General features: G+C 52.0%; 18 protein-coding genes, 1 tRNA gene, 1 pseudogene and 1 CRISPR repeat array. Of the genes and pseudogenes, 10 read left to right on the top strand and 10 right to left on the bottom strand.

Features of this window, described 5'->3' with window-relative positions; all coding sequences use genetic code 11:
- The 5 genes from HHO50_RS19170 to HHO50_RS19150 form a co-directional block, all read left to right on the top strand.
- Positions 1 to 324 (top strand): nuclear transport factor 2 family protein (locus HHO50_RS19170; RefSeq protein ID WP_181308531.1); only part of this gene is annotated, 324 nt, incomplete at its 5' end.
- A 71-nt stretch (positions 325 to 395) separates the two neighbouring features.
- On the top strand, positions 396 to 1013 hold the full coding sequence (locus HHO50_RS19165; RefSeq protein ID WP_219921589.1) for a flavodoxin: 618 nt from the start codon (positions 396 to 398) through the stop codon (positions 1011 to 1013).
- Between the two features lie 169 nt (positions 1014 to 1182).
- The gene (locus HHO50_RS19160; RefSeq protein WP_370457646.1) at positions 1183 to 2187 is read left to right on the top strand and encodes an alpha/beta fold hydrolase; all 1005 of its coding nucleotides are present in this window, start codon (positions 1183 to 1185) and stop codon (positions 2185 to 2187) included.
- A 58-nt stretch (positions 2188 to 2245) separates the two neighbouring features.
- Positions 2246 to 2986, top strand: coding sequence for a carboxymuconolactone decarboxylase family protein (locus HHO50_RS19155; protein WP_181308527.1), 741 nt, complete (start codon positions 2246 to 2248; stop codon positions 2984 to 2986).
- Between the two features lie 45 nt (positions 2987 to 3031).
- Complete coding sequence (locus HHO50_RS19150; protein WP_181308526.1) at positions 3032 to 3520, top strand: cupin domain-containing protein; 489 nt, start codon at positions 3032 to 3034, stop codon at positions 3518 to 3520.
- Between the two features lie 737 nt (positions 3521 to 4257).
- Positions 4258 to 7148: a CRISPR direct-repeat array (repeat unit 30 nt; unit sequence CTTTCTATACCACTGAGGTGCAATTGAAAT).
- 219 nt (positions 7149 to 7367) lie between these two features.
- Here HHO50_RS19150 and cas2 read toward each other — a convergent pair.
- The 9 genes from cas2 to HHO50_RS19105 form a co-directional block, all read right to left on the bottom strand.
- Positions 7368 to 7631 carry a CRISPR-associated endonuclease Cas2 gene (cas2, locus tag HHO50_RS19145; protein ID WP_181308524.1) on the bottom strand — a complete coding sequence of 88 codons (264 nt, stop codon included), beginning with the start codon at positions 7629 to 7631 and terminating at the stop codon, positions 7368 to 7370.
- A 98-nt stretch (positions 7632 to 7729) separates the two neighbouring features.
- Positions 7730 to 8815, bottom strand: a complete 1086-nt coding sequence (gene cas1b, locus HHO50_RS19140) for a type I-B CRISPR-associated endonuclease Cas1b (protein WP_181308523.1) — start codon at positions 8813 to 8815, stop codon at positions 7730 to 7732.
- Positions 8816 to 8975: 160 nt separating this feature from the next.
- Positions 8976 to 9554: a CRISPR-associated protein Cas4 gene (locus HHO50_RS19135; protein ID WP_181308521.1), complete on the bottom strand. Its 579-nt coding sequence runs from the start codon at positions 9552 to 9554 to the stop codon at positions 8976 to 8978.
- Positions 9535 to 10584, bottom strand: coding sequence for a CRISPR-associated protein Cas7 (locus tag HHO50_RS19130; RefSeq protein WP_181308519.1), 1050 nt, complete (start codon positions 10582 to 10584; stop codon positions 9535 to 9537). The genes HHO50_RS19135 and HHO50_RS19130 overlap by 20 nt, the downstream gene beginning before the upstream one ends.
- Positions 10585 to 10605: 21 nt before the next feature.
- Positions 10606 to 11922: a hypothetical protein gene (locus HHO50_RS19125; RefSeq protein ID WP_181308517.1), complete on the bottom strand. Its 1317-nt coding sequence runs from the start codon at positions 11920 to 11922 to the stop codon at positions 10606 to 10608.
- Positions 11923 to 11926: 4 nt separating this feature from the next.
- Positions 11927 to 14086: a CRISPR-associated helicase Cas3' gene (gene cas3, locus HHO50_RS19120; protein ID WP_181308515.1), complete on the bottom strand. Its 2160-nt coding sequence runs from the start codon at positions 14084 to 14086 to the stop codon at positions 11927 to 11929.
- The gene (locus tag HHO50_RS19115) at positions 14083 to 14652 is read right to left on the bottom strand and encodes a hypothetical protein (protein ID WP_181308513.1); all 570 of its coding nucleotides are present in this window, start codon (positions 14650 to 14652) and stop codon (positions 14083 to 14085) included. The genes cas3 and HHO50_RS19115 overlap by 4 nt, the downstream gene beginning before the upstream one ends.
- A 4-nt stretch (positions 14653 to 14656) precedes the next feature.
- Positions 14657 to 15322 carry a CRISPR-associated endoribonuclease Cas6 gene (locus HHO50_RS19110; RefSeq protein ID WP_181308511.1) on the bottom strand — a complete coding sequence of 222 codons (666 nt, stop codon included), beginning with the start codon at positions 15320 to 15322 and terminating at the stop codon, positions 14657 to 14659.
- Between the two features lie 202 nt (positions 15323 to 15524).
- Positions 15525 to 16445 carry a YafY family protein gene (locus tag HHO50_RS19105; protein ID WP_181308509.1) on the bottom strand — a complete coding sequence of 307 codons (921 nt, stop codon included), beginning with the start codon at positions 16443 to 16445 and terminating at the stop codon, positions 15525 to 15527.
- Positions 16446 to 16777: 332 nt separating this feature from the next.
- Between HHO50_RS19105 and HHO50_RS19100 the strand changes: the two genes are divergently transcribed.
- From HHO50_RS19100 to HHO50_RS21625, 5 genes and pseudogenes are all read left to right on the top strand, one after another.
- Positions 16778 to 17581 carry a hypothetical protein gene (locus HHO50_RS19100; RefSeq protein ID WP_181308507.1) on the top strand — a complete coding sequence of 268 codons (804 nt, stop codon included), beginning with the start codon at positions 16778 to 16780 and terminating at the stop codon, positions 17579 to 17581.
- 222 nt (positions 17582 to 17803) lie between these two features.
- Positions 17804 to 20086, top strand: coding sequence for a VapE domain-containing protein (locus HHO50_RS19095; protein ID WP_181308505.1), 2283 nt, complete (start codon positions 17804 to 17806; stop codon positions 20084 to 20086).
- A 313-nt stretch (positions 20087 to 20399) separates the two neighbouring features.
- On the top strand, positions 20400 to 21053 hold the full coding sequence (locus tag HHO50_RS19090) for a hypothetical protein (protein ID WP_181308503.1): 654 nt from the start codon (positions 20400 to 20402) through the stop codon (positions 21051 to 21053).
- A 140-nt stretch (positions 21054 to 21193) separates the two neighbouring features.
- Positions 21194 to 21493, top strand: a complete 300-nt coding sequence (locus HHO50_RS19085) for a hypothetical protein (RefSeq protein ID WP_181308501.1) — start codon at positions 21194 to 21196, stop codon at positions 21491 to 21493.
- Positions 21494 to 21582: 89 nt separating this feature from the next.
- Positions 21583 to 22656, top strand: a pseudogene (locus HHO50_RS21625) (recombinase family protein); the annotation flags it as partial.
- Between the two features lie 781 nt (positions 22657 to 23437).
- Here the strand turns inward: HHO50_RS21625 and HHO50_RS19075 are convergent.
- Positions 23438 to 23512: transfer RNA gene (locus HHO50_RS19075), tRNA-Glu, on the bottom strand.
- Positions 23513 to 23673: the final 161 nt, after the last annotated feature.

Raw genomic sequence — 23673 nt, 5'->3', positions numbered from 1 at the left:
TGGATGGCCGACAAGAAAGCCGATACCCTGGCCGCCCTCTTCCATGAGAACGCCGTGTTCGTCCATATGGGGGGTAGCTGGGGAAAGGAACAGGAAGTCAATATCATCAGAGGCGGCGGCATCCATTACAAGCAGGCCGAAATCCAGGAAACGAGGGTGAAGTTCATCGGGAACACGGCCATTCTCTTAAGTAAGATCCGGCTATTGGCCGTGGTCGGCGGCAACGAGGTCACCAATCCTTTTATAGTAACGGAGGTGTATGTGAAAGAAGGGGGTAAATGGACTTTAGGCTCCCTTTCGTTCACCAGGTTGATGGGCAATTAAACCCCCTTTTCCCTGCTGGTATCCAGGCTTTTAATGGGATCCGCGGCGATAACCATAATATAACTACCTCTATGATGCAGCTACTGTTGGTGCTCTTTTTACTGTTCTCCTCTTGTTCTTCCCCCCAGACGGAGGATAGCGAGGTAAAACCTGTCCCTAACTTAACTCCCGACAAAGTATTGATTGTGTATCTGTCCCGGACCAACAACACCAAGGCCATAGCGGAGATAATCCACAAGAAGGTCGGGGGGGCTTTGGTGGCCTTGGAATTGGAGAACCCTTACCCCCAGAACTACCGACAGATCGTGGACCAGGTGGCCAATGAAAATGCCACGGGTTTCCTGCCTCCCCTGAAAACGAAGATTGCTGATATCCAAAGCTATGACGTGGTGTTTATCGGCTTTCCTACCTGGGGCATGCAACTGCCCCCGCCCATGAAAAGTTTTCTGAGGCAATATGACCTGAGCGGGAAAACCATCGTGCCTTTCAACACCAATGCGGGCTATGGGATAGGGAGCACTTTCGAGACCGTGAAAGCCTTGGCTCCCAACAGCATGATTCTGGAAGGCTTCACGACCAAAGGCGGCGTGGAAAGGGACGGTGTCTTTTTTGTGATGGAGGGAGAAAAGGAAAAGCAGGCCCAGGAGGAAGTATCGAGATGGCTGAAAAAAATTAATCTGGCTAAATAGGTGGGTTTATACCCGCCTATTTGGCAAACAATCATTTACCTATATTCTTGAAACAATGCATCGATTTAACAGGATACCCGATAATCTCAAGGCTGTTTTCTTCTTGTTTATAGCGTCAACCCTTTTTTCGGCTTGTGCAATAACCAAAGGTACAAGCCCCGGAGCGATAGTGATCCAGGAACAAGGCAGCTTCGCGGTCGGGGGCACCGTGGTCACCAACCCCGGCACCTTCGACCCCATAAAACACGGTTCCTATAACCCGGTAAACCAACCCTCCGAAGGGCAGACGCTGCACGGAGACCATGCCTATGTCTTTTACCAGGTACCGGTGAAGGCCCGCAAGTTACCGCTGGTATTCTGGCACGGCCACGGGCAGTCGGCCAAGACCTGGGAGACCACGCCCGACGGGCGCGAGGGGTACCAGAACATCTTCCTGCGCCGCCGCTTTCCGGTTTACCTGATGGATCAGCCCCGCCGGGGCCGGGCCGCGCGCAGCACAAAGCCCGTGAATATCACGGCGGCCGCCGATGAGCAGCTTTGGTTCGGCATCTTCCGCCTCGGCACCTACCCGGACTTTTACCCGGGGGTGCAGTTCCCCAAAGACCCCAAAGCCTTGGATCAGTTCTTCCGCCAGGGGGTGCCCAACGCAGGGCCCTACGACGCCCAGGTGAACATCGATGCGGTCTCTTCCCTGCTTGACAAGATAGGGCCTGGCATTCTGGTCACCCACTCGCAGAGCGGTGGCCCGGGGTGGCGCACGGCCATGAAGAACGACAAGGTAAAGGCCATCGTCGCCTTCGAGCCGGGCGGTGACTTCCCTTTCCCCGAGGGCGAGACGCCGGAAGGCATAAAGCTCGCCGGCCGTACGGTCACCCCACCGGCCGTCCCGATGGCGGACTTCATGAAACTCACCAAAATCCCGATTATCATTTACTACGGGGACAACATACCGGAGCAGCCTTCCGAAAACCCGGGGCAGGAACAATGGCGGGCTTTTCTTGCTATGGCAAAGCAGTTCCGGGATGCAGTGAACCGCCACGGGGGTGATGTGACCTTGGTGCATTTGCCTGGGATAGGAATCAAAGGCAATACGCACTTTCCTATGTCGGACCTGAACAATGTGCAGATCGCTGACCACCTGTCAAATTACCTTAAGGAAAAAGGGCTGGACTAACCCAGCCACTGTACATCCTCCCGAGATGATGACCCGTATTTTGTAAAACTTAGCCCCAATGAAAAACCACCATTCCATTTTCCTGCTCGCTTTGATTGCCCTTGTGTTCTGCTTTCCTGCAGGCATGAACGCGCAGGGCAAACCCCAAGGGGCCGAAATGTTAGATGCCCGGCAGCGGCATATCGTCACTATATCCTCCTTTACGGCGAAAGGTGATCTGGAAAGCCTTGGCAAAGCGTTGAACGCCGGGCTGGACGCGGGGCTTACCATCAATGAGACCAAAGAGGTGCTTGTTCACCTGTATGCCTACTGCGGCTTCCCCAGAAGCCTTCAGGGAATCAACACCTTGATAGCAGTCCTGGAGGAGAGAAAGGCAAAAGGCCTTGTTGATAGGGTCGGTAAAGAAGCTTCCCCGGTAGAAAGCCCCGTAACGAAGTACCAGCAGGGCAAAAAAGTTCTGGAAACCCTGACCGGCAGACCGGAAACAGGACTCAAGACGGGTTATGCCGCCTTCAGTCCTGAAATAGAGGTCTTCCTGAAGGAGCATCTGTTTGCTGATCTTTTTACGCGGGACATTCTGAGTTACACGGACCGGGAAATCACCACCGTCTCCGCCCTGATCAGCCTTGGGGGTGTGGAGCCTATGATGCAGTCCCATATGGGCATAGCGATGAACCTGGGCATGTCCGAATCCCAGCTGAGGCACCTGCTTTCCATCGTGGAGTCAAACGTCGGAAAGAAGGAAGCCGAGTCCGGCAGGAAGGTGCTTTCTGCCCTGCTGGCATCAAAGAAGAAGTAGAAAAATTGGAGACTTAGGATACTTACACCATAACACCTATTTGATATGAAAAACCTTGAAATAAAACTGGCGGTGTTATTTGCCGTGTTGGGCCTGTCAAGCTGCGCAGTGGCGCAAAACGTAAAGGAATCCGCCCAAACCCTAGGTCTTCTTTACGCCAAAGGGGTAAGGGCCCCATCCTCCAACTTCACGGGCACCGTTTGGGTGAATATGCTGGTGACCTCTGAAGACAAGTTGGACATCGGGGCTGGGAGCGTCACGTTTGAGGCCGGGGCGAGGACGAATTGGCACAGGCACCCGGGTGGGCAGGTGTTGCTGGTTACGGAAGGCAAGGGCCGCTACCAGGAAAGGGGTAAGCCGCCGAGGGTGATACAAAAGGGTGATGTGGTGAAATGCCCCCCTGGGGTAGACCATTGGCACGGTGCCTCGCCTGATACTGGGCTTACCCATATCGCCATTTCCACCGATGCCGAGAAAGGGAATGCAGAGTGGGGCAACCCAGTGACTGATGAAGAATATAGCAGATCTAGATAAGTTGTTTTTTGTATTAGAAAGGTGCTCTTAGATCTGATAGCTTTCTAATCGTTCAGGAGTCCTATAAAACTGCCATATCCTAGTACGGGAAACTTTGATAGATAAATCGGCAATTTTATTTTGATTTGGTTCATGTTTAATGGGATGGGTAGGTGAGACCACCACGGGAATATTTCTTGTCTAAATGGTAGGAGCTGGGGGGATCACCTAGGCATCTGAACCCAAAACATGCGACTCCCTTTTGTGAATGGTCTGGGTACAGGCGTGTGGCGCTCTGTGGATAGACCTATCCCGGCCTACTTTAGGTCAGGCAACTTTCTCTTCATCATTTTAGACCTTAGGTATGCTGGATAAACCATAAGCCCAGGCGGTACACCGCAAAAGGTATATACTTATCCGACACGATACGGAGTAGGGGGGCTTCAAAGGGGGTAGGGATACCGGTATTTGAAAAGAGGTGCATTCTCTTTTACTTGCCAGAATGCCTCATAGGGCAGGAAATCTGGTATCGTTGTTCAGACTCTTGCGATATCGGTGTCCGAATAGTGTCCGAAGGGCAAGAAAAAAGCTCCTCAGAATGAACTGAGGGGCTTTGTAGTAGTCCGTAGGAGTGAATTATCGAACTTTATCCACAGTGATTTGGCTGCTTTAGAAGATTACTTAAAGTTGTAAAAAAACGCTCATAATACTGATAGCAATCCTGTCTTACGTAAAATATGCCTCCAAGCGAGTTTGTCCTTTTTTAACAACAGAGTTGCAATTGATAACTTAAATGCCGCCTTTGGGCAGATTTAGAATCTGCTGCAGCTCATTTCTATACCACTGAGGTGCAATTGAAATTAGCAAAAGCCCGGAATTACCTACGGAATAGATTTAAAACTTTCTATACCACTGAGGTGCAATTGAAATTGTTGGGTGAAAGACCCGAACCTGCCCACGACCAGGTACTTTCTATACCACTGAGGTGCAATTGAAATTTGGTGGCGGTACTTCTTCGGCTTGGGCTTGGCCTCCACTTTCTATACCACTGAGGTGCAATTGAAATGCGCGTGCTTTGTAGTCAATACCGAAAGCGTTTCCAGGCTTTCTATACCACTGAGGTGCAATTGAAATGTACCTCGCATTGGCTAGGTTCATCACCACGATCAACACTTTCTATACCACTGAGGTGCAATTGAAATCGGTTGATACTATCCCGATGGCCGCGCCCACGCCACCTTTCTATACCACTGAGGTGCAATTGAAATCGCCTTTTTGGCGATGTCAAACAGTTCTTTCCCGACTTTCTATACCACTGAGGTGCAATTGAAATCGCCTTTTTGGCGATGTCAAACAGTTCTTTCCCGACTTTCTATACCACTGAGGTGCAATTGAAATCCATGCAAGACTACTCACAACTCTCAGTCCTACTACTTTCTATACCACTGAGGTGCAATTGAAATCTGAGACAGCATTAGCAACCGGGCTCTATATCAGCTTTCTATACCACTGAGGTGCAATTGAAATAAAGTAGAGTTTCAGGCAGATAAACCACTAAAAGCCCTTTCTATACCACTGAGGTGCAATTGAAATTTGGGAAGATGCGACGGTGAACGGGGTGGAAGATGAAACTTTCTATACCACTGAGGTGCAATTGAAATCAAATACCGGCACGTTATTGGCCTGGTTATTATCTTTCTATACCACTGAGGTGCAATTGAAATGGCCACGGACAGCGTACTAATCTTAGAGCCCCAGTCAACTTTCTATACCACTGAGGTGCAATTGAAATTATGAAATACTGCTGAACCTGTCTTACTTCAGCAACTTTCTATACCACTGAGGTGCAATTGAAATGCGCTTACCGCCTGATACTTTCGCGGTGGTGTAAGACTTTCTATACCACTGAGGTGCAATTGAAATTTAAGGCTTCTGAAGAAAGAATGCACCCGATTCAACTTTCTATACCACTGAGGTGCAATTGAAATTGGTAGCGGTGCCTTCCTGAAGCGTGTACTTCGTTACTTTCTATACCACTGAGGTGCAATTGAAATGTTGTTGGCATAGGTATCGCGGGAAAGAATCATGTACTTTCTATACCACTGAGGTGCAATTGAAATCGTGCTTTTGCCAGTTTGAAGCCCATGTCCATCAGGGCTTTCTATACCACTGAGGTGCAATTGAAATTTCTTTTTTTGGTAGCGCAACAGGTCACGGGCATGCTCTTTCTATACCACTGAGGTGCAATTGAAATGAGGCGTGCGATCTTCTGATAACTTCCGTGGTTCCTACTTTCTATACCACTGAGGTGCAATTGAAATGGAAGGCGAAGGACGATAAGGCGAAGTACCTTATACACTTTCTATACCACTGAGGTGCAATTGAAATTGAAGGCGCGGGGAACATCGCGGTCACCAGCGATTCCTTTCTATACCACTGAGGTGCAATTGAAATGTGGGCAGAGGCGCACGAAGACGAAAGCATCCTGCAACTTTCTATACCACTGAGGTGCAATTGAAATTCACCCAGAAACTAGAAGAAGCCATGGCCCTTATCAGCTTTCTATACCACTGAGGTGCAATTGAAATTGGGAAAGCCGTGTTTTGCTAGGTGAAAGTAATGACTTTCTATACCACTGAGGTGCAATTGAAATTCTGTTGTAGAGTTCTCGAATTGGAATGGAGCAATTTTCTTTCTATACCACTGAGGTGCAATTGAAATTGACACGAAGAGAAGAGACACCTGATTGAGTTTTTTGCTTTCTATACCACTGAGGTGCAATTGAAATTAACTATTGGTGATTCTTGGCGTTAGATGAATTACAGCTTTCTATACCACTGAGGTGCAATTGAAATCTTTATAGAAATAATCCTACGTTTTCGGGTGTTTACACTTTCTATACCACTGAGGTGCAATTGAAATGATTCCCTTGCTGCCCATGGCGGAGGTAGTCCAGCCTTTCTATACCACTGAGGTGCAATTGAAATTAAATGGCTGATAAACATCACCCAGCGAAAATGACCTTTCTATACCACTGAGGTGCAATTGAAATTGCCCAGAACAGACAGAGCTTCCTGCAGGATCTTCGCTTTCTATACCACTGAGGTGCAATTGAAATCATATCAAAGCTTACATTCTGCTTCCCGCTCTCCATTCTTTCTATACCACTGAGGTGCAATTGAAATATTGTCAGAGCGGCACCGGATGAAACCTTTTCTATACCTTTCTATACCACTGAGGTGCAATTGAAATGGCCTATTGCTCGCCTAGCAGCCATATTGAACCCAACTTTCTATACCACTGAGGTGCAATTGAAATCTTTTTCCGACTCGTCAACTCTTTCTGGTATTCAGCTTTCTATACCACTGAGGTGCAATTGAAATTTTCCTCCCTCAGTTTCTGGGATTGGGCGTTATACTCCTTTCTATACCACTGAGGTGCAATTGAAATGCGTTCTCCCTGAAGTTACTCCGCAGCATCTTCTTGCCTTTCTATACCACTGAGGTGCAATTGAAATGGTCAGTCGCAGCACCTGCGGTGTGTAAGACCGCTCCCTTTCTATACCACTGAGGTGCAATTGAAATCTTGAGTTTGCCTTTCACGTACTCCATTATCTCAGCTTTCTATACCACTGAGGTGCAATTGAAATCAACCCTAAAATTAGAAGAAAAAAGCCTTTTCCTGTACATAGGAAAAGGCTTTTCTAGAGAAAACTGCGCTAAAAAAGCGTCAGGCGGTAGTAAGGTAAAATCACCGGGCAGCCGACGACTGGCCTCATGATCTGTTTTTGAGGGGTTTTCATAAAAACAGCCTTGAAACGGACAAGCACTTGCCTCTACCCGCAGGAAGTAGACACCTCACCCGACGACTAGAGAAAACGTTGCGGGCTGCCTTTGTCGGTGCCGAGGACGTGGCGCTCGTGGTAGCGTTCCTCGCGCATGCGGTAGATGACCACGCCGTCGCCTTCCTCCATAAGTTGGTTGGCCTCGTGGCGGAGGCGTTGGTACTGGGCCTCGGTGAGCTCACCCTCAAACACCGAGTTCTGGATCCAGGTGAGATACTTCCGGAAGAGCTTCAGCATTTTGCCCACGCGCTTCTGGCCTACGTCATACACGGCAATAAAATAAGGCATATCAGTTTAAGTTTTTTACAAGATGTCAAAGAACTAGCAAGCGACGTTTTAGGCCTGTTTTTCGAAAAACAAGCTTAAAACGCACGTCAAAAATTGCCTCACCACCACATGTGCAGGCCTTGGTAAGCATCCTGCTTGGGGTCGCAGAGGTGGCGCACCAGCTTGTGGCACTCCAACCGCACTAGCCTCTCATAAGAGATGTGGCGGCCAAGCTGCCGGTGCAGCACGGTTTTCTGCAGGCGCTGGTCCAGGTGGGCCATGAAAATCTTCCGGCCCTCCTCCTTGAGGTAGCAGCCACCCAGCCGCTGCTCGAAGTGCTTGGGCTGGATCTCGCCGTTCTTGAGCAGCTTGAAGATGGCGCGGTCAATGAGCAGCGGCTTGAAAATCTCGGCCACGTCCAGGGAGAGCGAGTAGCGGCGGTCGCCGGGCTCGTGCAGGAAAGACACCGTGGGGTCCAGCGCGGTGCGGTAAATCTGCCGCAGCACCACCGTGTAGCACAGCGAGTTCCCGAAGGAGATGAGCGCGTTCAAAGGGTTGGAGGGCGGCCGGCGCTCCCGCTTGTTGAACGGAAACTTCTGCGCCACGGCCTCGCCCAGCAGCAGCGGCCAGCTCTGGTAGTAGTAGTCGCGGGCGCGGCCCTCGGCGCTCATGAGCGTGGGGATGTCGGGGCAGGCCGGAATCCGGGCGCGCTCGGCCTCAATCTGCTCACAGCTCTCCTGCAAGGCGAATGATTCAGGCTCTGGCAGGCGCGGCACGTAATAGCGCATCACCCGCAGGATGTTGAACAGCGCCGCATCCACTAACTCCTTCGCCAGCACCAGCCGCTTCTTCGGGCTGAGGTAGTGCTGGGCCTGTGCCATGCGTACCCGGCCGCTCACCACCGGCTGCCGCGGGTACAAAGAGGCGGTGTAGTTGCCGTAGTAGTCGAAGAAGAACAGCGGGATGCCCTGCTGCGCCAGGAACGTGACCAGCTTGGTGTTGATGTCAATCTCCCCGAACAGGTAGATGCTGTCCACGCTCTCCACCGCGAACGGCAGCCGCTGCCCGTCGGCGGGTTGGCTGGGCAGGCCCTCGGTGTCCTCATCGTCGGGGATGCGGCAGTCCAGGGCGCATTTCTCCAGGGCCAGCGTGTTGTGCTTCCGGCGCAGACGGCCGTTGGAGAACAGGTAGAAAGGGCGTTTCATGGGCAGAGAAGTTTTGTGTGTGAAAGGGGAGACCTCACCCCCGGCCCCTCTCCCGTGGAGAGGGGAGCTTTACCCTTGCGTTTTGGGGCAGTTTTTTGAAAAACAGGCCCAAAACGCAAGGGGTAGTATTGAAAGACATTGGCCAAGGCCGATGACGTGTTTATCCGTAGCAAAGCTCCTCAAAGGCACATTTGCGGCAGAATTCGCGCTTGGGCAGTCGGGCCGGCGGGTGCGGCTGTTCCAGCAGTTGCCCCAGGTACCGGAGCTGCAAAACCAGCTCCTCCTCCTGCTGCGGCCCCAGCGTAACAGGCTCTGACCGGCGCAGGGCGGGGTAGTCAATCTGCCCCCGGAAAGGCGCCCCGTCGGCACCCGTCACGCCGTTCAACTTCAGGAGCCACAGGTAGAACCGAACCTGGCTCAGGTGCGCGGCCTGGCAGGAGCGGCCCTTCTTGGTCTCGTGCAGCACTCCGTCGCGGAGCACCGCCCGGTCAATGCGGCCCGTGAGCGGCGTGCCGTCCGGAGCGGTGGCGTACAGGTCCAGGTGCTTCTCGCTGCGGCTGTAGCTGGTCTCGTCCAGGAGCCTCCCCAACGCCACGTCTTCTGATTCCTGCTCCATCCAGATGCCCTGCCGCACCAGCCACGCCTTGCGCGGGCAGATAAGGTAGTAGGAGAAGAGCATACCGCCAATGGGCGCTATGCTCTTTTGGGATGGAGGGGTATTAGAGGACTGCTGCGGCATAGTCAAACGCCAACAATCTGTTTTCCAAATCTACCCTAGCTTGTTCCATGGCATCGGCGGTGCCAGTCACACCAGAGATATAGCCTTTGGCAGTGAGTGAGGTGTACACATCAACTTTTGGAATTACATCAATCACCGGAACAGCACGGTTCGGGTTTTCTTCGTCTAAATCTGCGCGAATTGCAGATGCTATCAGTGAAGCATTTTCACTGATGGCCAGGGCTAAAGTGGTTTGAGGGCTATAGGTACGGGCTTGGTTGCTGGTGATTTGCCAATCAACAATTGCTGTTGCCAAACCTTCAGCGATGGCGCGGCGGCGGTTTTCAGGGCAAAGCAGAAATTCTCCATCTGCGGACGACTCCCAACCATCTGATTTAAGTTCCGCTAGCATAGCAGGGCTAAGTTCTGGTTCGTGTTGATTAGTTGCCACCGTGAACAAGCGTTTTAGGTCAATGGCCAAATCATAAACAAAGAGACCGGTAGTGCGGCTATTTTCAGGAATCCAGTGTCTTCTAGGTAAAGTACGCTTATTTGATTGTAAATATTCCTGAATCTCATCGGCTGTTAGCTCCTGGCCGGCCGCGTTCAGCACTCTTACGGGGTTTTGTTCTGGACGGTCGCTACGGTCAAAGGTGATGTTCTCTTTGTAAACATTTACTAAAAGTGGATGTAATGGGCGCATTGCAGAGATGGAAAGTGGGCTTCGCCTTTTTAAGGTGATTTCACCGGTGCGTGCTCGCATCCATCCTCCTAATAGCTGGTCAGCATAATGAGGGTCGCATGGAGACCAAGGCTCTTTATTTTCAATTGAGTCTTTCTTATTTATTTCATAATTATATGTAATTGGTGCGCGCGGTTCATTTAAAGTTTCAGATAAAGCATCCATTATTGAACGCTTTACTTGTTGTCCACTTGAAAATGCTACAGGTTTATTGGAAATAGGGTCAAAGTAGGTTTTTTGACCTTCCTGCACACAAAAGACAGTATGTTCAGCAATGCGTAATCCTCTGATGTAGATATAGTTTTTCATGGCTACTATTTTTTGTAAAGTTTATTTAACTGTTTGTTTAGCATCCGCTACAGCATACTTCAATTTAAGAAGTGCCATAAATAATGGAAAATTCTGTCTTGGTAGTTTAGCAATTTCAGTAATTGCATCATCCATAATCTGGTGTGATTTAGGATTTTCTTTAATGATTTTTGCTACTTGTAGGGATAACTCACGAAGATGTTTACTTTCAAGTAGACTGTTTATACTTTGTGATTTAGTGTTTTTACCTCTTTCTTCTTTAGAAAGATGGGTTAATGCTTCTGCCAACTCCTGGGCTTTTTGAAGCAATTGTTCGTTGTTTAGCATAGCGATTATCCAGATTTCGTAGATTTTATAAAGTTGATTTTCCTGAACGTTTTTAAATGGCTTGCCTGGGCCTTTAAAGTTGGGCATGTATTCTCGTAATTTAGCGGGCTCAATAGCTCTTAACCCGATAGAGCCCTGCAGGCAGGCGCGCTCAAACCCAAACTGGGTTTCGTAGATTTCATCCAGGCTTTTAAGGTTCTCGATACTCGTGTCCTCGCCAGCCAACTGCGCATACAAATCGGCTTTATTTACAATCTTTCTCACCTCATTCAACTGCAACTGCACAAAACCAAGGGTGGTGTTCATCTGGCTCATGGAGTACACGTAGGCCGTTGTAGGCTTCTCCAGTTTCTGAGCCAATGCAAACATCACCTGAATCCAAGGCTGTGTTTTTAAGCTTAGCACGCCATCTGCATTATTTGTCTCGGGTTGCTTCCGAAGCGGATAAAGTGGGTCAAAGCGAGGAGCAAAAGCATTGATAAGCCACCAGCCGTTCCAGGTGTTTATTTGGTGGGGCTTTAGCGAAGTGGTCTCTTTCATGTACCTTCTGTACCAATGCCACCCGTCGTACAAGGCAAGAATGACCTGGTCAGAATCTACTAAAAGATTAAGGCCCCCATTGATGCCGATTCCCAAGGCTGCCCCAATCCAGGAAGCATATACATCCTCGGCTGGTATCTCAATGGCAAGGTTATTCACTTGGCCGCTGGTACCAGCAGTTGGGTCTGCGGCGGCACCACCTAAATAAAAGGAACCATCTGGAAACTCAGTTTCTATTTTGGTTAATTGTTCAGACAGCGCCGTTGCCCGCACCTCAGCGGTAAGAGGCTTTTTCTTCTGCTGCTTGTAGGCCTGGTCAAACTTAGAATTATTGACGTGTTGTAGAAAGCGGTTGTCGTCAAAAAACAGCGGGTAGTACACCTCTTGATAAAACGAAGCGGCGGTGTGTTCTTTTTGCTCCCGTTGGTTGTACAGCTCAATGAGCCGTTTTCCTATATATGCAGTGTACATATGGCTATAGCATTTGAGTAGGTTGAACAGTTGGGGCAGTAGTAGATTTAGGGATAACTAAACCAATTTCTAAGCCGTCGGGATTATACCAAGTATTTTTAATGACATAGGGATAACTTCCTAGCTCTAGTTGTGTGAGGGAAGACATTTGGCCTAGCAACGATTTCCACGGAACCGGAATTTCAAGCATCTGCCGTGCGGTACCTCTGCAGCTGCGGTATTCCTCTACATCTTTTTCCTGAATGCAGACCGCGCTTTCTATCTCCAGGGCATCCAGCAGTACCGACTTGGGTCGGTGGCAAAGCAAGGGAAGGGGCATGGTGTGCATATCTATGGAAGGCAGTTCAACCTCTCCGTACACTTGGTTCATGAGCTTTTGCAGTTCTTTTTCTTCCAGTAAGCCATCTGGCAAAGCCTCAAAGCTTCGGCGCACAATGTCCGCTTCATAAGGGAAAATGTCTTCGTCTGTCTCGCTGGGAGTAATTGCATGAACGGGTTTGTAGGTGCCAATGGTGGTTTCGGAGCGTTTGCGGTGTACTCGTCCGAACCGCTGAACCAACGCATCCAGTGGAGCGGCATCGGTGACCATGCGGTCAAATGAAATATCTAAGCTAACCTCTACCACTTGCGTGGCAATGACCAGGCAAGGGCCTTTCATTTCATTGTAGCGGTAAATCTCGCTTTCCAACTCAGAACGGTCACACCTCCGGTAACGGCTGTGTACCAGTAAAACGGGCACATCAGGAAAGGCCTCTTGAGCCCACAAGTATCTGTCTTGCGCCAGCTGTACCCGGTTTGCCACAAGCAGAACCCGTTCTTTGTCTTCTAAGGCCTGTGCTACTATCTCCCTTGCCGTCTCTTCATCTTCGGTTTTAAAGACTTCATGCCGGTTGAATTTTACCAGCTCTTCTTCTGGTGGTTGCACTTGCTGCACCTTTTCGGCACCGCCTAATGCCGTAAGTATGTGCTGGATTAGGGATTCAGAAATTGTGGCAGTGCCAATGTGTATGCGGCAGCCGAGGGAAACCAATCGCTCAATCAGCTTAAGGGTCATGGTGCGCACCTGGCCGTTATAGACATGCACCTCGTCCAGGATTATATCACATCCCTGCAAATCCAGGGAAAGGGCTTCGTAACCGTTGATGTGAAAGATAAGAGGTAGCAATTGGTGTGGCGTAGTGACTTTCAGCCCTGCGCCCGCTTGCCGTTGCAATATTTGTTCTTCCGTTATTGCCTGCCCATCCTTCTTTTTCAGGCTTATTTTGCTGGCAGCATGCACTCGCCTAATGTCTTCTCTTTTATTTTCAGGCTTCCCTTGGTTCACATCATGCGCAATCCGTTGGAACATGGCATTGATGCTGGCTTGAAAAGGCAAGGTGTAGACCACGCGGCCTTGGCAGCGTTTTAAGAGGAAATCTGTTTTTCCGGCTCCGGTAGGCGCAATAACCAGCGTATGATTTTTGCCTGCATCAGAATCTTTAAGCGAGAGCGGGTAAAGCGGATGGCTCCGGTTGTAGAAGCTCAAATCTGGGACTTTGAAAAAGCCGCTTGCCAGACTTTTTGCTTCTCCCATAAACTCAGAGGCAAAATGGTCTGCGGCCATTAAAACCCCTCTCCATTTAGACCAGCCATAAGGCAGTGTTTCTGTATAGGCTATTGCGAAATTGAAAGCCTCACGAGCTTCGTCTAAACTAACCGGCCGGTATGAAATTAAAGTACCTTGCAGAACTTCGTTAAGTTTAACTTGCCAAGTCTCAAAATCCTCTGAATGACGTTGAAATACTTTCTCTCTTCCATATTGAGTAACTAAATCTAAAAGTCCACGGCTACGGGCATCATCTTCCAAGGATTTATGATGGGCAACTACCATCTCAATAAGCGGCTCCCAATCTTGGCGGTCAAAAAGCGGAAGTAAGAGCAGGGATGACAGTTCATGCCGGTGTGGCATAGAGCGTAATGTTTCGTCTTGGTTCACCTCGCCCTGCAAAATCCTTTGAAAGTAAGGGTGTGCTTTTCCCAAGTCGTGCAGCAATGCTCCTTTGATAGCCAACTCAACCGGCAGCCCATACGCTAAGGCAAATAATTCTACTGCCTCCGTAACATGTAGGGTATGGGCCCGGAGTGTTAAACCGCCTTGTTCGGGACTTTTAGCTAATAATGTCATAGCTCTGGGCTAAGGTCAAGGATAGGGTTGCCAGTAATCTTTATCTCGCCGTACATGGGCACATTATCTTCGTAACGGTTATGACCCACTAAGATGCTGGTAGGTGTTTTGCCGAAGAGCAGTTCAAAGCCCGGCATATGGTCGAACTCATCTTCTGTAACAGTGACAATAGTAGGAGAGGGAAGTAAGACATCTTCGTTACGGCTAAGGCAAATATGTTGCTCGGTAGCTAGCTCGGCGTCCTCCAATGTGGGGAATGCCAGCCAAAGGTGCGGGTAAAGCATAATTCCCCTTGATATGATGGAAAGTGTTCTTGTCGCTTCTTTATAAGCCCCTTTGCGCTTTTCTAGAAAGGCTCTGGACTGGGTTCTTTCTTGCTGCAAAGAAGTGCCTGCGTGCATGAGCTTGTGCCGCAAAATGGCAGATACACCTAGCTTAATGCGTATGCCTTCAAGGATGCTAGGGGTTAAAAATTGCTGACTGAAGGTTTTCTCATCTCGTACGGCCGTCCATGGTTTGATAAATCCGAATGTGCCGCTATATTCTACTACGTAATATTGTTCCATAGATTTACGCTCTTAACCCTCCAAAACCACTTCCTGTCAATTCCCCGGCACCCACCAGCCACGCAAACTGCACTGCTTCTGGCGAGCCCTCCACAATAACCGGGCAGAGGCTGCCTTTGTGCTGTATGCCTTTTATTTCCATCAACTTATGCCGTGGGGTTAAGAAGCTCCGGTCAAAGGCCACGGAAACGCCCTCGGCAGAAAGCCCCGCTTTTTCCAATTTGTGGCGCAGGGTAGCGGTAAGGGCCACATCTGCGGCGGGGGAGTCATGCAGCAGATATTCGCGGGTGCCGTCTGGCCGTACCTGCCGGGCAATCACGGGGCCGTCTGCCAGAAAGCGGTACTGCTCACCAAAGGCGGGGGTAGCCAATTCCTGCACCTCGTACACGCGCATACCAAAGAAAAGCTCCGGCTCGTTGATGATGCCCATAAGCAATTTGCGGGTGGCCTCTTCTGAGTAGAAGGAAATCTGCCAGGTAGCCCCAGCAGGAAATGCGAGTGCCCCGCGTTTTACGGTGCCTCCCCGCAACCACCCAAAACTGTATAGGCTCAATCCGTCATGCAGCGCATTCTCCGGCCCCAGCCAATAATGCAATCGGTGGGTGAGTTGGTATAGATGGTTGAAGGGCACCGATTGGGTATTAGGCGAAAGTTTTAGTTGTATCCTCATGTTTGTTTGAGTTTGATGTTCCGATTTACAAAATGCCATCGCCAGAATCTGGCGGCCATTTTAAAAAAGTTAAGTTTATTTATAAAAAAAGTGTGCATTCCATGCGCTTTGGTTCAGGTTGGGCTTTGGCTGTTTTAGGCTTATTTTTCTAAAAACAGGCTCTAAACAAGTCAGACCAGTTTCGGCAATAAAAATCACAATTTTATGCTTCGTACCTCCTAGCCATTTCCCGCACCCGCAACTTCATTTTCTCCCGGAGTTCCTGCGGCTCCAGCACTTCTATATGCTCACCATAAGCTAAGATGGCCATCTCAAGTTCGTTGTTCAGAACAATGCGCAGCGAAACCACCATGCCCTCGCGGCTTTCCTCAAGTGTTGTTTGGCTGAGGTGCAGGGGAACCGTCTTGAGGTAGGGGCGCATGGTGGAATCAACCCGCAACACCACTTCTGTTACTTGTTGCTCAGGTCCAATGAATACACCCAACCCATCTTGTTTCAAGGCCAAGAACTCAGGCCGGCGGTCTATCTGTACAGTTGTTTCGGTGAGTTGCGGCTCCCGCATCCGTTCAAGCCCGAAGGTTTTAAAACGCACGTCTGCTTGGTCCCAGGTGGCCAGATACCAGCGGTTGCGGTATTCCAGCAACAGGAGCGGGTCTAACTGGTACAGCTTGCTTTGTGGGGAACCAAAGGTTTGGTAGTGGAAAGAAAGTTGCCGCTGGCTTCGCAGGGCTTCCCACAGCACAGGTAAGTGCTCCAACTCGTGGGTTCGTTGGTTTTCTTCCAGCAGCAGGTATTGGCTCGTCCGCAAGGCATCTGTGGAATGGGTCAGAAAGGCCAGTCGCTCGCTTCGCTCCAGCAGCTGCAGGAATTGCCCGAAGTTGGAAAGGTCTTCGTCTTGGGGCTTCTCCAGATAGTATCCCTTACGCCGGGGACAGGACTTAATCCGGATGCCGTAATTCTCCTGAATCTCTTTGATGTCACGCTCAATTGTGCGGGGCGAAACCTTGTCCAGGTCTTCGGCCTGTAGCCGTTCCAGTAGCTGCTTCTTAGTAGGGAACAGAAAGGGCGGCTGCACCATGCGCAGGATAGCCAGGTGCCGCCGGATGATGGCGTGGTGGTTCATGGATTGAATATTGGATAACTTATTTTCCCTGAATATATGGATTTAAGCTTATAGGGCAGGGATTATAAGTACCTTCATAGACTTTTTATTAGAATGACGATGAGCTTCTATGCTGGTGCGAGTCATACCATAGCAAAACACTTGAATAGCTCAGTATATGTGTTTTTCTAATTCATAAAGATCAATGTTATTTGATAGTTTTACCTATCCCTTGTGAGGCCGTGTCTGTGGTAAGACTACGATGTGCATCCACCAGACTGGTGTTTATGGTTTATGGATATTGGTTTGATATTTAACATTATTGGGTTACTTCTATTCCTAATCGATTAAATATGTTTTCGATGCAAATAACGGATTACCTCTCCTACATTTTTAAAGGGGAGGAGCAGGAGAGCATGCACCAGTACATCTCGCAGCACCCCGGGGAGTACTACCTGGATCGCTCGGATGAGCTAAGCATGGAGCTCTGGCGCTTCTATTACCAGAATGTTTTCCTGGCGAGCCAGCTCTCGGCCATGTCCGGCTTCCTGGACTTCCACCTGTTCAAGTTCAGGGGGGAGCCGAGCGACTTTGTTTTCTTCGTCCGGATGAGCCCGGAATGGATACCAATGGACGCGGTGGGGTTCATCTCCAACACCAGGTTCAGGTCCGAGCTGGCCCTCATGCCGTTGGAATGGCTGGAGAAAAGAAGGCGGTCGGCCGAGCGGAGCCCCGCGCTGTCAACCGGGCAGGACTATAGGATAAAGGCCGTGCGGGAGGGCGAGCCGGTACCTATCTGGGAGATTGAGCGGTTCTTCGTGCATAGGCTGTGCAGGCCGAGGAAAAGGGGAGGGGAGAGCATCGTGGAGGAGAGTATGGTAAGGCGATGGGTGCACACCTGCTTCCACGGGTCGGACCTGAGGCTGGAGAGCGTAAAGGTACAGGTGAACGGAACCCAAAAAGACATCCTAGGGGCGGTGTACGAGTTCTTCGACAAGGTCGACACCGATACGTCCTCCACCCACGCGTACTGCTACATGCTGATAGACACCTTCGACAAGTTCTCCAGGTACATAGACCCAGTGACTGGGGAGTACAGGGTGGAGGTCCTGCAAACGAACTTCGCGCGCCACGGCAAGAAGACCAAGAGCTTCTAGGTAAGAATAAAATTGACGGAATTTTAGACGGAAATCTTGACGGAAGACGTACTTCCCCTTAGTTGGCCCCCGTTTCAGAAATTGCCTCCATAAACACTTAAAGACAACGTTTATGATAGAGCTATTTCTACTTTTATCCCTTGCGCGAGGGGCGGTTGCAGCAATCGCCTGGCGCATCAACCCTGGACCCCACGTCGCACCCTCTGCTGAGTGTGACAAACCATGAGCCTAATAAGTTTATTTAAGAACTTCACCCAAGTACTGGAGGACAGGCCCCTGGGGGGCATTCTCCATAGTATCCAAGATGGGGCTTACCGGAGCCAAGTGGAAGCGGTGCGCTCATTACTGGTACAGGGCAAAAAGAATGAGTACGAGCAGGCGAAGAAAAGCCTGCCCGCCTTCACGCCCTCTGGCCGGTACATGGGAGGGCGCAAGCTGGAGCACCTGCGGGTGTACTCCGGCGTGGTGGCGCTGGACCTGGACAAAGTCTCGGAGGGGGAGCTTGCCCTAGCCAAAAGAATAGCCTCGGGGGAGCCCCATACCTACGCCGCCTTCACCAGCCCCTCGGGCAACGGGCTGAAGGTGCTGGTGCGGGTGGACAGCGGCGCAGCTTCTCACAAACAGGCTTATCGCCAGGTGAAGGAGCACTACGCCATGCTGCTGGGGCTGAGGATAGACGAGTCGGGCAGCGACGTGACGCGTCTGTGCTTCGTCTCCTGGGACCCAGACCTTTACCTGAACCCGGAGGCGGCTGTTTTCCCGGTGAGTCAACAGGAGTTGCCTACCGTTGCCAACGCAGGTCAACGCACCACCGGCAACGCAGGTCAACGCAGAGCCAATGCCGCTGTAGGTGCTGGCAACACCGGGGAACCTTCGTTGGAAGAGGTGTTCGTTCATTGCGTCACGCTCACGGAGCGCAGGCACACCTACGCTGAGGGGAGCCGCAACGTCTTCGTGCACCAGCTGGCCTGCAACCTGAACCGCTACGGGATAAACCAATCCGATGCGCTGGGCTATCTGTTATCAGATTACGGCTATGATGCGCAGGAGGTCAGGGCGGCAGTCAACAGCGCCTACGCCAACACCCAGGAGCACGGGATGAATGTATTCCGGGGGAAATACGGCGCTGGGCAACGCCTTGGAACGACCACCAACGGATTCCAACGCGAACCAACGCCCTACAATCAACGCGAACCAACGTCCCTCCAACGCACGCCAACGTCCGGGCAGGAGTTTGAAGAAGATACTGAAACTGAATGGGGGAATGAAGGGCTTGGTTCAATCCCCAGCCCAAGTGGGGCGGAGACCTACATCGACCGGATAGAGGAGTTCCTGCTGGCCCGCTACGGGTTCCGCTACAACGTGGTCACCTCCCGGCAGGAATACCGCACCGGTGCTAAGGGCAGATGGCAGCCGCTGAGCGACCGCGCCGAGAGCACCATGCTCAGGGAGCTGAAGAAGGCCCAGGTGCGGGTGAGCCAGGCCGAGCTGCGGATGCTGCTCTCCTCGGATTTCTGCCCGCTCTACGACCCCTTCAAAACCTACTTCAACGCCCTGCCTTCCTGGGATGGCCATACGGACCACATCGGTGCGCTGGCTTCCACGGTGACGACTACCGACCAAGAGCAGTGGCAGACCTGCTTCCGCAAGTGGTTCGTGGCCATGGTCGCGGGCGTGCTGGACGAGAAGGTGGTCAACCACACGCTCATCGTGCTCAGCGGCGGGCAGGGGCTGGGCAAGACGACCTGGGTGCTGAACCTGGTGCCCAGGGAATTGAAGGAGTACCTCTACTCGGGGGAGATAAACCCGGGTAACAAGGACACCCTGCAGCAACTCTCGGAGAACATGCTCATCAACCTGGACGAGCTGGAGAACCTGAACCGCTCGGAGATAGGCTCCCTGAAGGAGATGGTCACCAAGGGCGAGATAAAGGTGCGCCGGGCCTACGGGCACCACCACGAGAAGATGCCCCGGCGGGCGAGTTTCGCCGGGTCGGTGAACACGGCCCAGTTCCTCTCCGACACCACCGGCAGCCGCCGCTTCCTCTGCTTTGAGGTCCTGGACATCGACTACCAACGACAGACGGACATGGGAATGGCCTACGCGCAGGCGCTGCACCTCTACAGAACCGGCTTCCGCTTCTGGTTTGACCGAGAGGAGATACAGGCGGTCACGGCCAGCAACGAGCGTTTCCAGGTAAGAACGGTGGAAGAGGAGCTGCTGCTTTCCTGGTTCGAGAAAGCCGGAGAAGGGGAAAAGGCCCTATTCCTGACCACCTCCCAGCTAGTGGCAAGACTGGCCGAGAAGGCGAAGATAGGCGTGACGGACGCCAGCGCCAACAAACTGGGCAAGGCCCTGCGGAAGCACGGCTTCGGGCGCGTGAAGCGGGGCGGCAGCTACGGCTACCTGGTGCGGGAGCTCACCTGGGATGAGGTGGAGGCTAACAGCCAGCAACGCCCGCAAGAAGTCCCAGGCAGGCCCCAGGAGGTCACCCCGCCTTTCTAGAACCAACCATCACAAGGAACGGGTAAGATGGGTAAGCACATTCCGCCGAAAAGCCTTACCTGGGGGCAAACTTGTAGCAAAGGCAATAAAGAAAGCTGCGCTCCAGGCAAATAGGGGCAGTTTTCACAGGCAAAGCAAGCCTTTGATTTCCTACTTAGAGGCGGGTAAGCACTTTCTTCCGAAAACTGCTTACCTATCTTACCCGAAGCCCATACCGGGCAACTTCCAAGCGGACAAAAAATAAATATCGGCTCTATGGACAGGAGCCGAGCAGAGTGTGAAATATTTTATTACCTTTAGGTAACAAACAGAAATGAGACAAGAACCAGAGAACATAGAACCAATAAAGAACAAAGAATCAATGGAGAATAACGCACAGGCGGGCATGTTCGCCTACAAAGGGACAGAGACGTCACAGGGGCTGATAGCCCGCCTGTGCGAGCCAACTTTCTCGGTGCGGGAGGCAGGCATCACGGCCAAACGCTTCCACGGCTGGCACCACGCGGGCCTCTTGCCCTTCGCCATCCCGGAGGGCAGGAAGAACCTGCTCTCCTTCCACGGGTTCATCTGGGTGCGCCTGATAGACCGGCTGCGGACGCTGGGCTACCCGCTGGAGAATATCCGCCAAGTGAAGGAGTACCTCTTCGCCGGGACAGACCCAGGGGACGCGTCCCGGGATGTGGGACACCCCATGCCGCTGCTGGAGACGCTGCTGATACAACAGCTGGTGGATTGCAGTGAGGTGGGCGTGGTGCTCATACCCCCATTGCAGCCCAGGCTCTGGGTGGAGGCTTCTGGCGAAACCCGTCTTAATGGGACGCACCTATACCTGTCCCTCACGGAGCAGGTTCGGGAGTTGAGGGTGAACAAGGTACTGGAGGCGAAGGTGAGGGCCCTTGGCCTGCCTAACCCACAGGTGACTGATAAGGAAGGAATGTACGGCCAGCAGACAGTGGGGGAGATGTAGGCAATGTCCCACCTTGGGGCCACACCGGAGCAACGCATAGCAACGTTCAGCAACGGTAACCAACGGCATCTGCTTTCAGTGCCCAAAGGCGGGACAGCGATACATTAAAGACCCATACGGCTGCGGAACCGACACATTCCGTGGAAACAACCAGAAAACAGGCCGAGAACCAGCAAAAAGAATGGAAAACAGGCGAGAACAACGAAGGACAACGCGGGTTGCCGGAGGGTATAGGCGGGGAGGGAGAGGGCTTCTACCGCCACGTCAGGGAAGACGGGCAGCTGAGGGAACGGCACATAGCGGCCCTGCTCTCCACCCCAGGGTACGGCCACCTTTCCGAGGAACAAGCCGGTGAGACGGTGGACCAGATGCTCCGGCTCACCTCCCTTCTCTACGGGGTGCTCCGGCAGGAAAGCGCACCGGAGCCTGATACCCAATAAAATGCCACCTACAAGAGAGAATAGGTAGCGCAGGGACAGGAATACAGACAGAATCAATCAATAAATCAGCGAAAACAGCAACCAAGACCATGGAAAAGGAAGTGGCAACCAATACAGCAACGGGGAGCAACAGGAAACCAGCGCCTCTAGCAACAAGCAGCAACAAGAAATCAACGCCCGCCAACGCAAAACCAACGCATACCAACGCTAAATCAATGGGTGGCAATGCAGAAGCAATGGACAGCAATGGCGATGCGACGGAAAACCAAGGGGCAGCAATGCCCTCCGCAATGGCTGGCAATGCAAAACCAATGGTCGGCAACGGTAAACCAATGCCTCCCGCAACGGGCCGCAATGGCAAAGCAATGCCTGGCAATGTTGACCTGGGCATCTTCGCCCGTCCGCAGATGCAGGACAAGAAGAAAAACAAAGCCGTGGCCCGGGGCAAGGTGGCCGTCATCTACACGCGTGTATCTACGAAAGAGCAGGCCGAGACGAACCAGAGCCTGGAGACCCAGCTGGAGCGCTGCCGCGGTTACGCCGAGCGCCACGGCTACGAGGTCGCCGCCACCTTCGGGGGCACCTACGAGAGCGCCAAGAACGACGAGCGCAAGCACTTCCAGCTGATGCTGGACTTCGTGCGGAAGAGCCGCCACAAGGTAGGCTACATCATCGTCTACAGCCACGACCGCTTCTCGCGCTCCGGGCCCAACGCCATCTACATCGCCGACCAGCTCTCGCAGCTGGGCATCTCCGTGGTGGCCGTCACCCAGCCGGTGGACACCATGACGGCGAGCGGCAAGCTCCAGCAGGGCATCCAGTTCCTCTTCTCCCAGTTCGACAACGACCAGCGGCGTGAGAAGTGCGTGGCGGGCATGGAGGCCAAGGTGCGCAAGGGCTTCTGGATGGGCCCTGCGCCCATGGGCTACGACCAGTACCGCGTGAACGGAGAGCAGGTCATCAAACCCAACAAGACCGGAAAGCTGGTAAGGCTGGCCTTCCAGCTCAAGGCCGAGCAGGGCCTGAGTAACACCGACATCATCCAGAGGCTGAAGGCACAGGGGCTCACGCTGTATAACCAGACCCTGACCAAGGTCTTCCGCAACCCCTTCTACTGCGGGCTCATCACCCACGGGCTGCTGGGCGAGGGCGAGGTGATAGAGGGCAGGCACGAGCCGCTGGTATCAAGAGATGTTTTCCTGCGGGTGAACGGGCTCCAGGCGCAGAATGCCCACGGCTACACCCAGGTGAAGGAGGACGCGCAGTTGCCGTTGCGCCACCACATAAAATGCGGTGAGTGCCATAAGCCACTCACCGGCTACGAGATGAAGAAGAAAGGCATCCACTACTACAAGTGCAACACGAAGGGCTGCTGCCTGAACCGAAACGCCGGCAAGATGCACGAGCTGTACCAGGGGCTGCTGAAGGAATACCAAATCGATCCGATCCTGCTGCCGCAGGTTCAGGAGATGATGGGCCAGGTATTTGCAAAGCTAAGCCAGGAGCACGTGCAGGAAGAGAAGCGGCTGAAGCTGCAGTCAGCGGAACTTAAAAAGAAGCTGGATACGCTGGAGCGGCGCTATGCCTACGGGGAAATAGAGCGTGAGATATTCCAGAAGTTCAGCGGTGAGCTGAAAGCAGAGGAACGGGAAATCGGGGTGAACCTGGAAAAACTCTCCGGACCTTTATCGAACCACCAGATGTTGCTGGAAAAAGGGCTGAGAATGGCGCTAAGTCTCTCATCCTCTTGGACTAAGGGGAACGCTGTTAATCGTAGGAGGCTACAGGCGTTGGTGTTCCCGGAAGGGGTGCAATATGACCGGGAAAAAGAGGCTTATCGAACCACCAGGGTGAACTCAGTTTTCGGCCTTGCTGCGGAGATTTCGCAGAAAATGGGGCAAAAAGAAAGAGGGAAAAGCAGTAGTGAAACTGACTTTTCCCTCTTGGTAGTCCGTAGGGGAATCGAACCCCTGTTACCAGAATGAAAATCTGGTGTCCTAACCCCTAGACGAACGGACCATCTTTCGGTTTTGATGGTGCAAATATAGAGGGCGCTTTTATTTCTGCCAAGCATCTTTGTTAAAAAAAATGCGTTTAAACGCTAAATAACTCAAAATGAGCCGGTAAATTTTTAATTTGTTTTGCCTGTTGGAACATGTAACTTGCCACCCTTAAACGAG

This window comes from Rufibacter sp. XAAS-G3-1, assembly GCF_013623775.1.
Taxonomy (GTDB): Bacteria; Bacteroidota; Bacteroidia; order Cytophagales; family Hymenobacteraceae; genus Nibribacter.
This window is presented reverse-complemented; position numbering and strand designations above follow the sequence as displayed.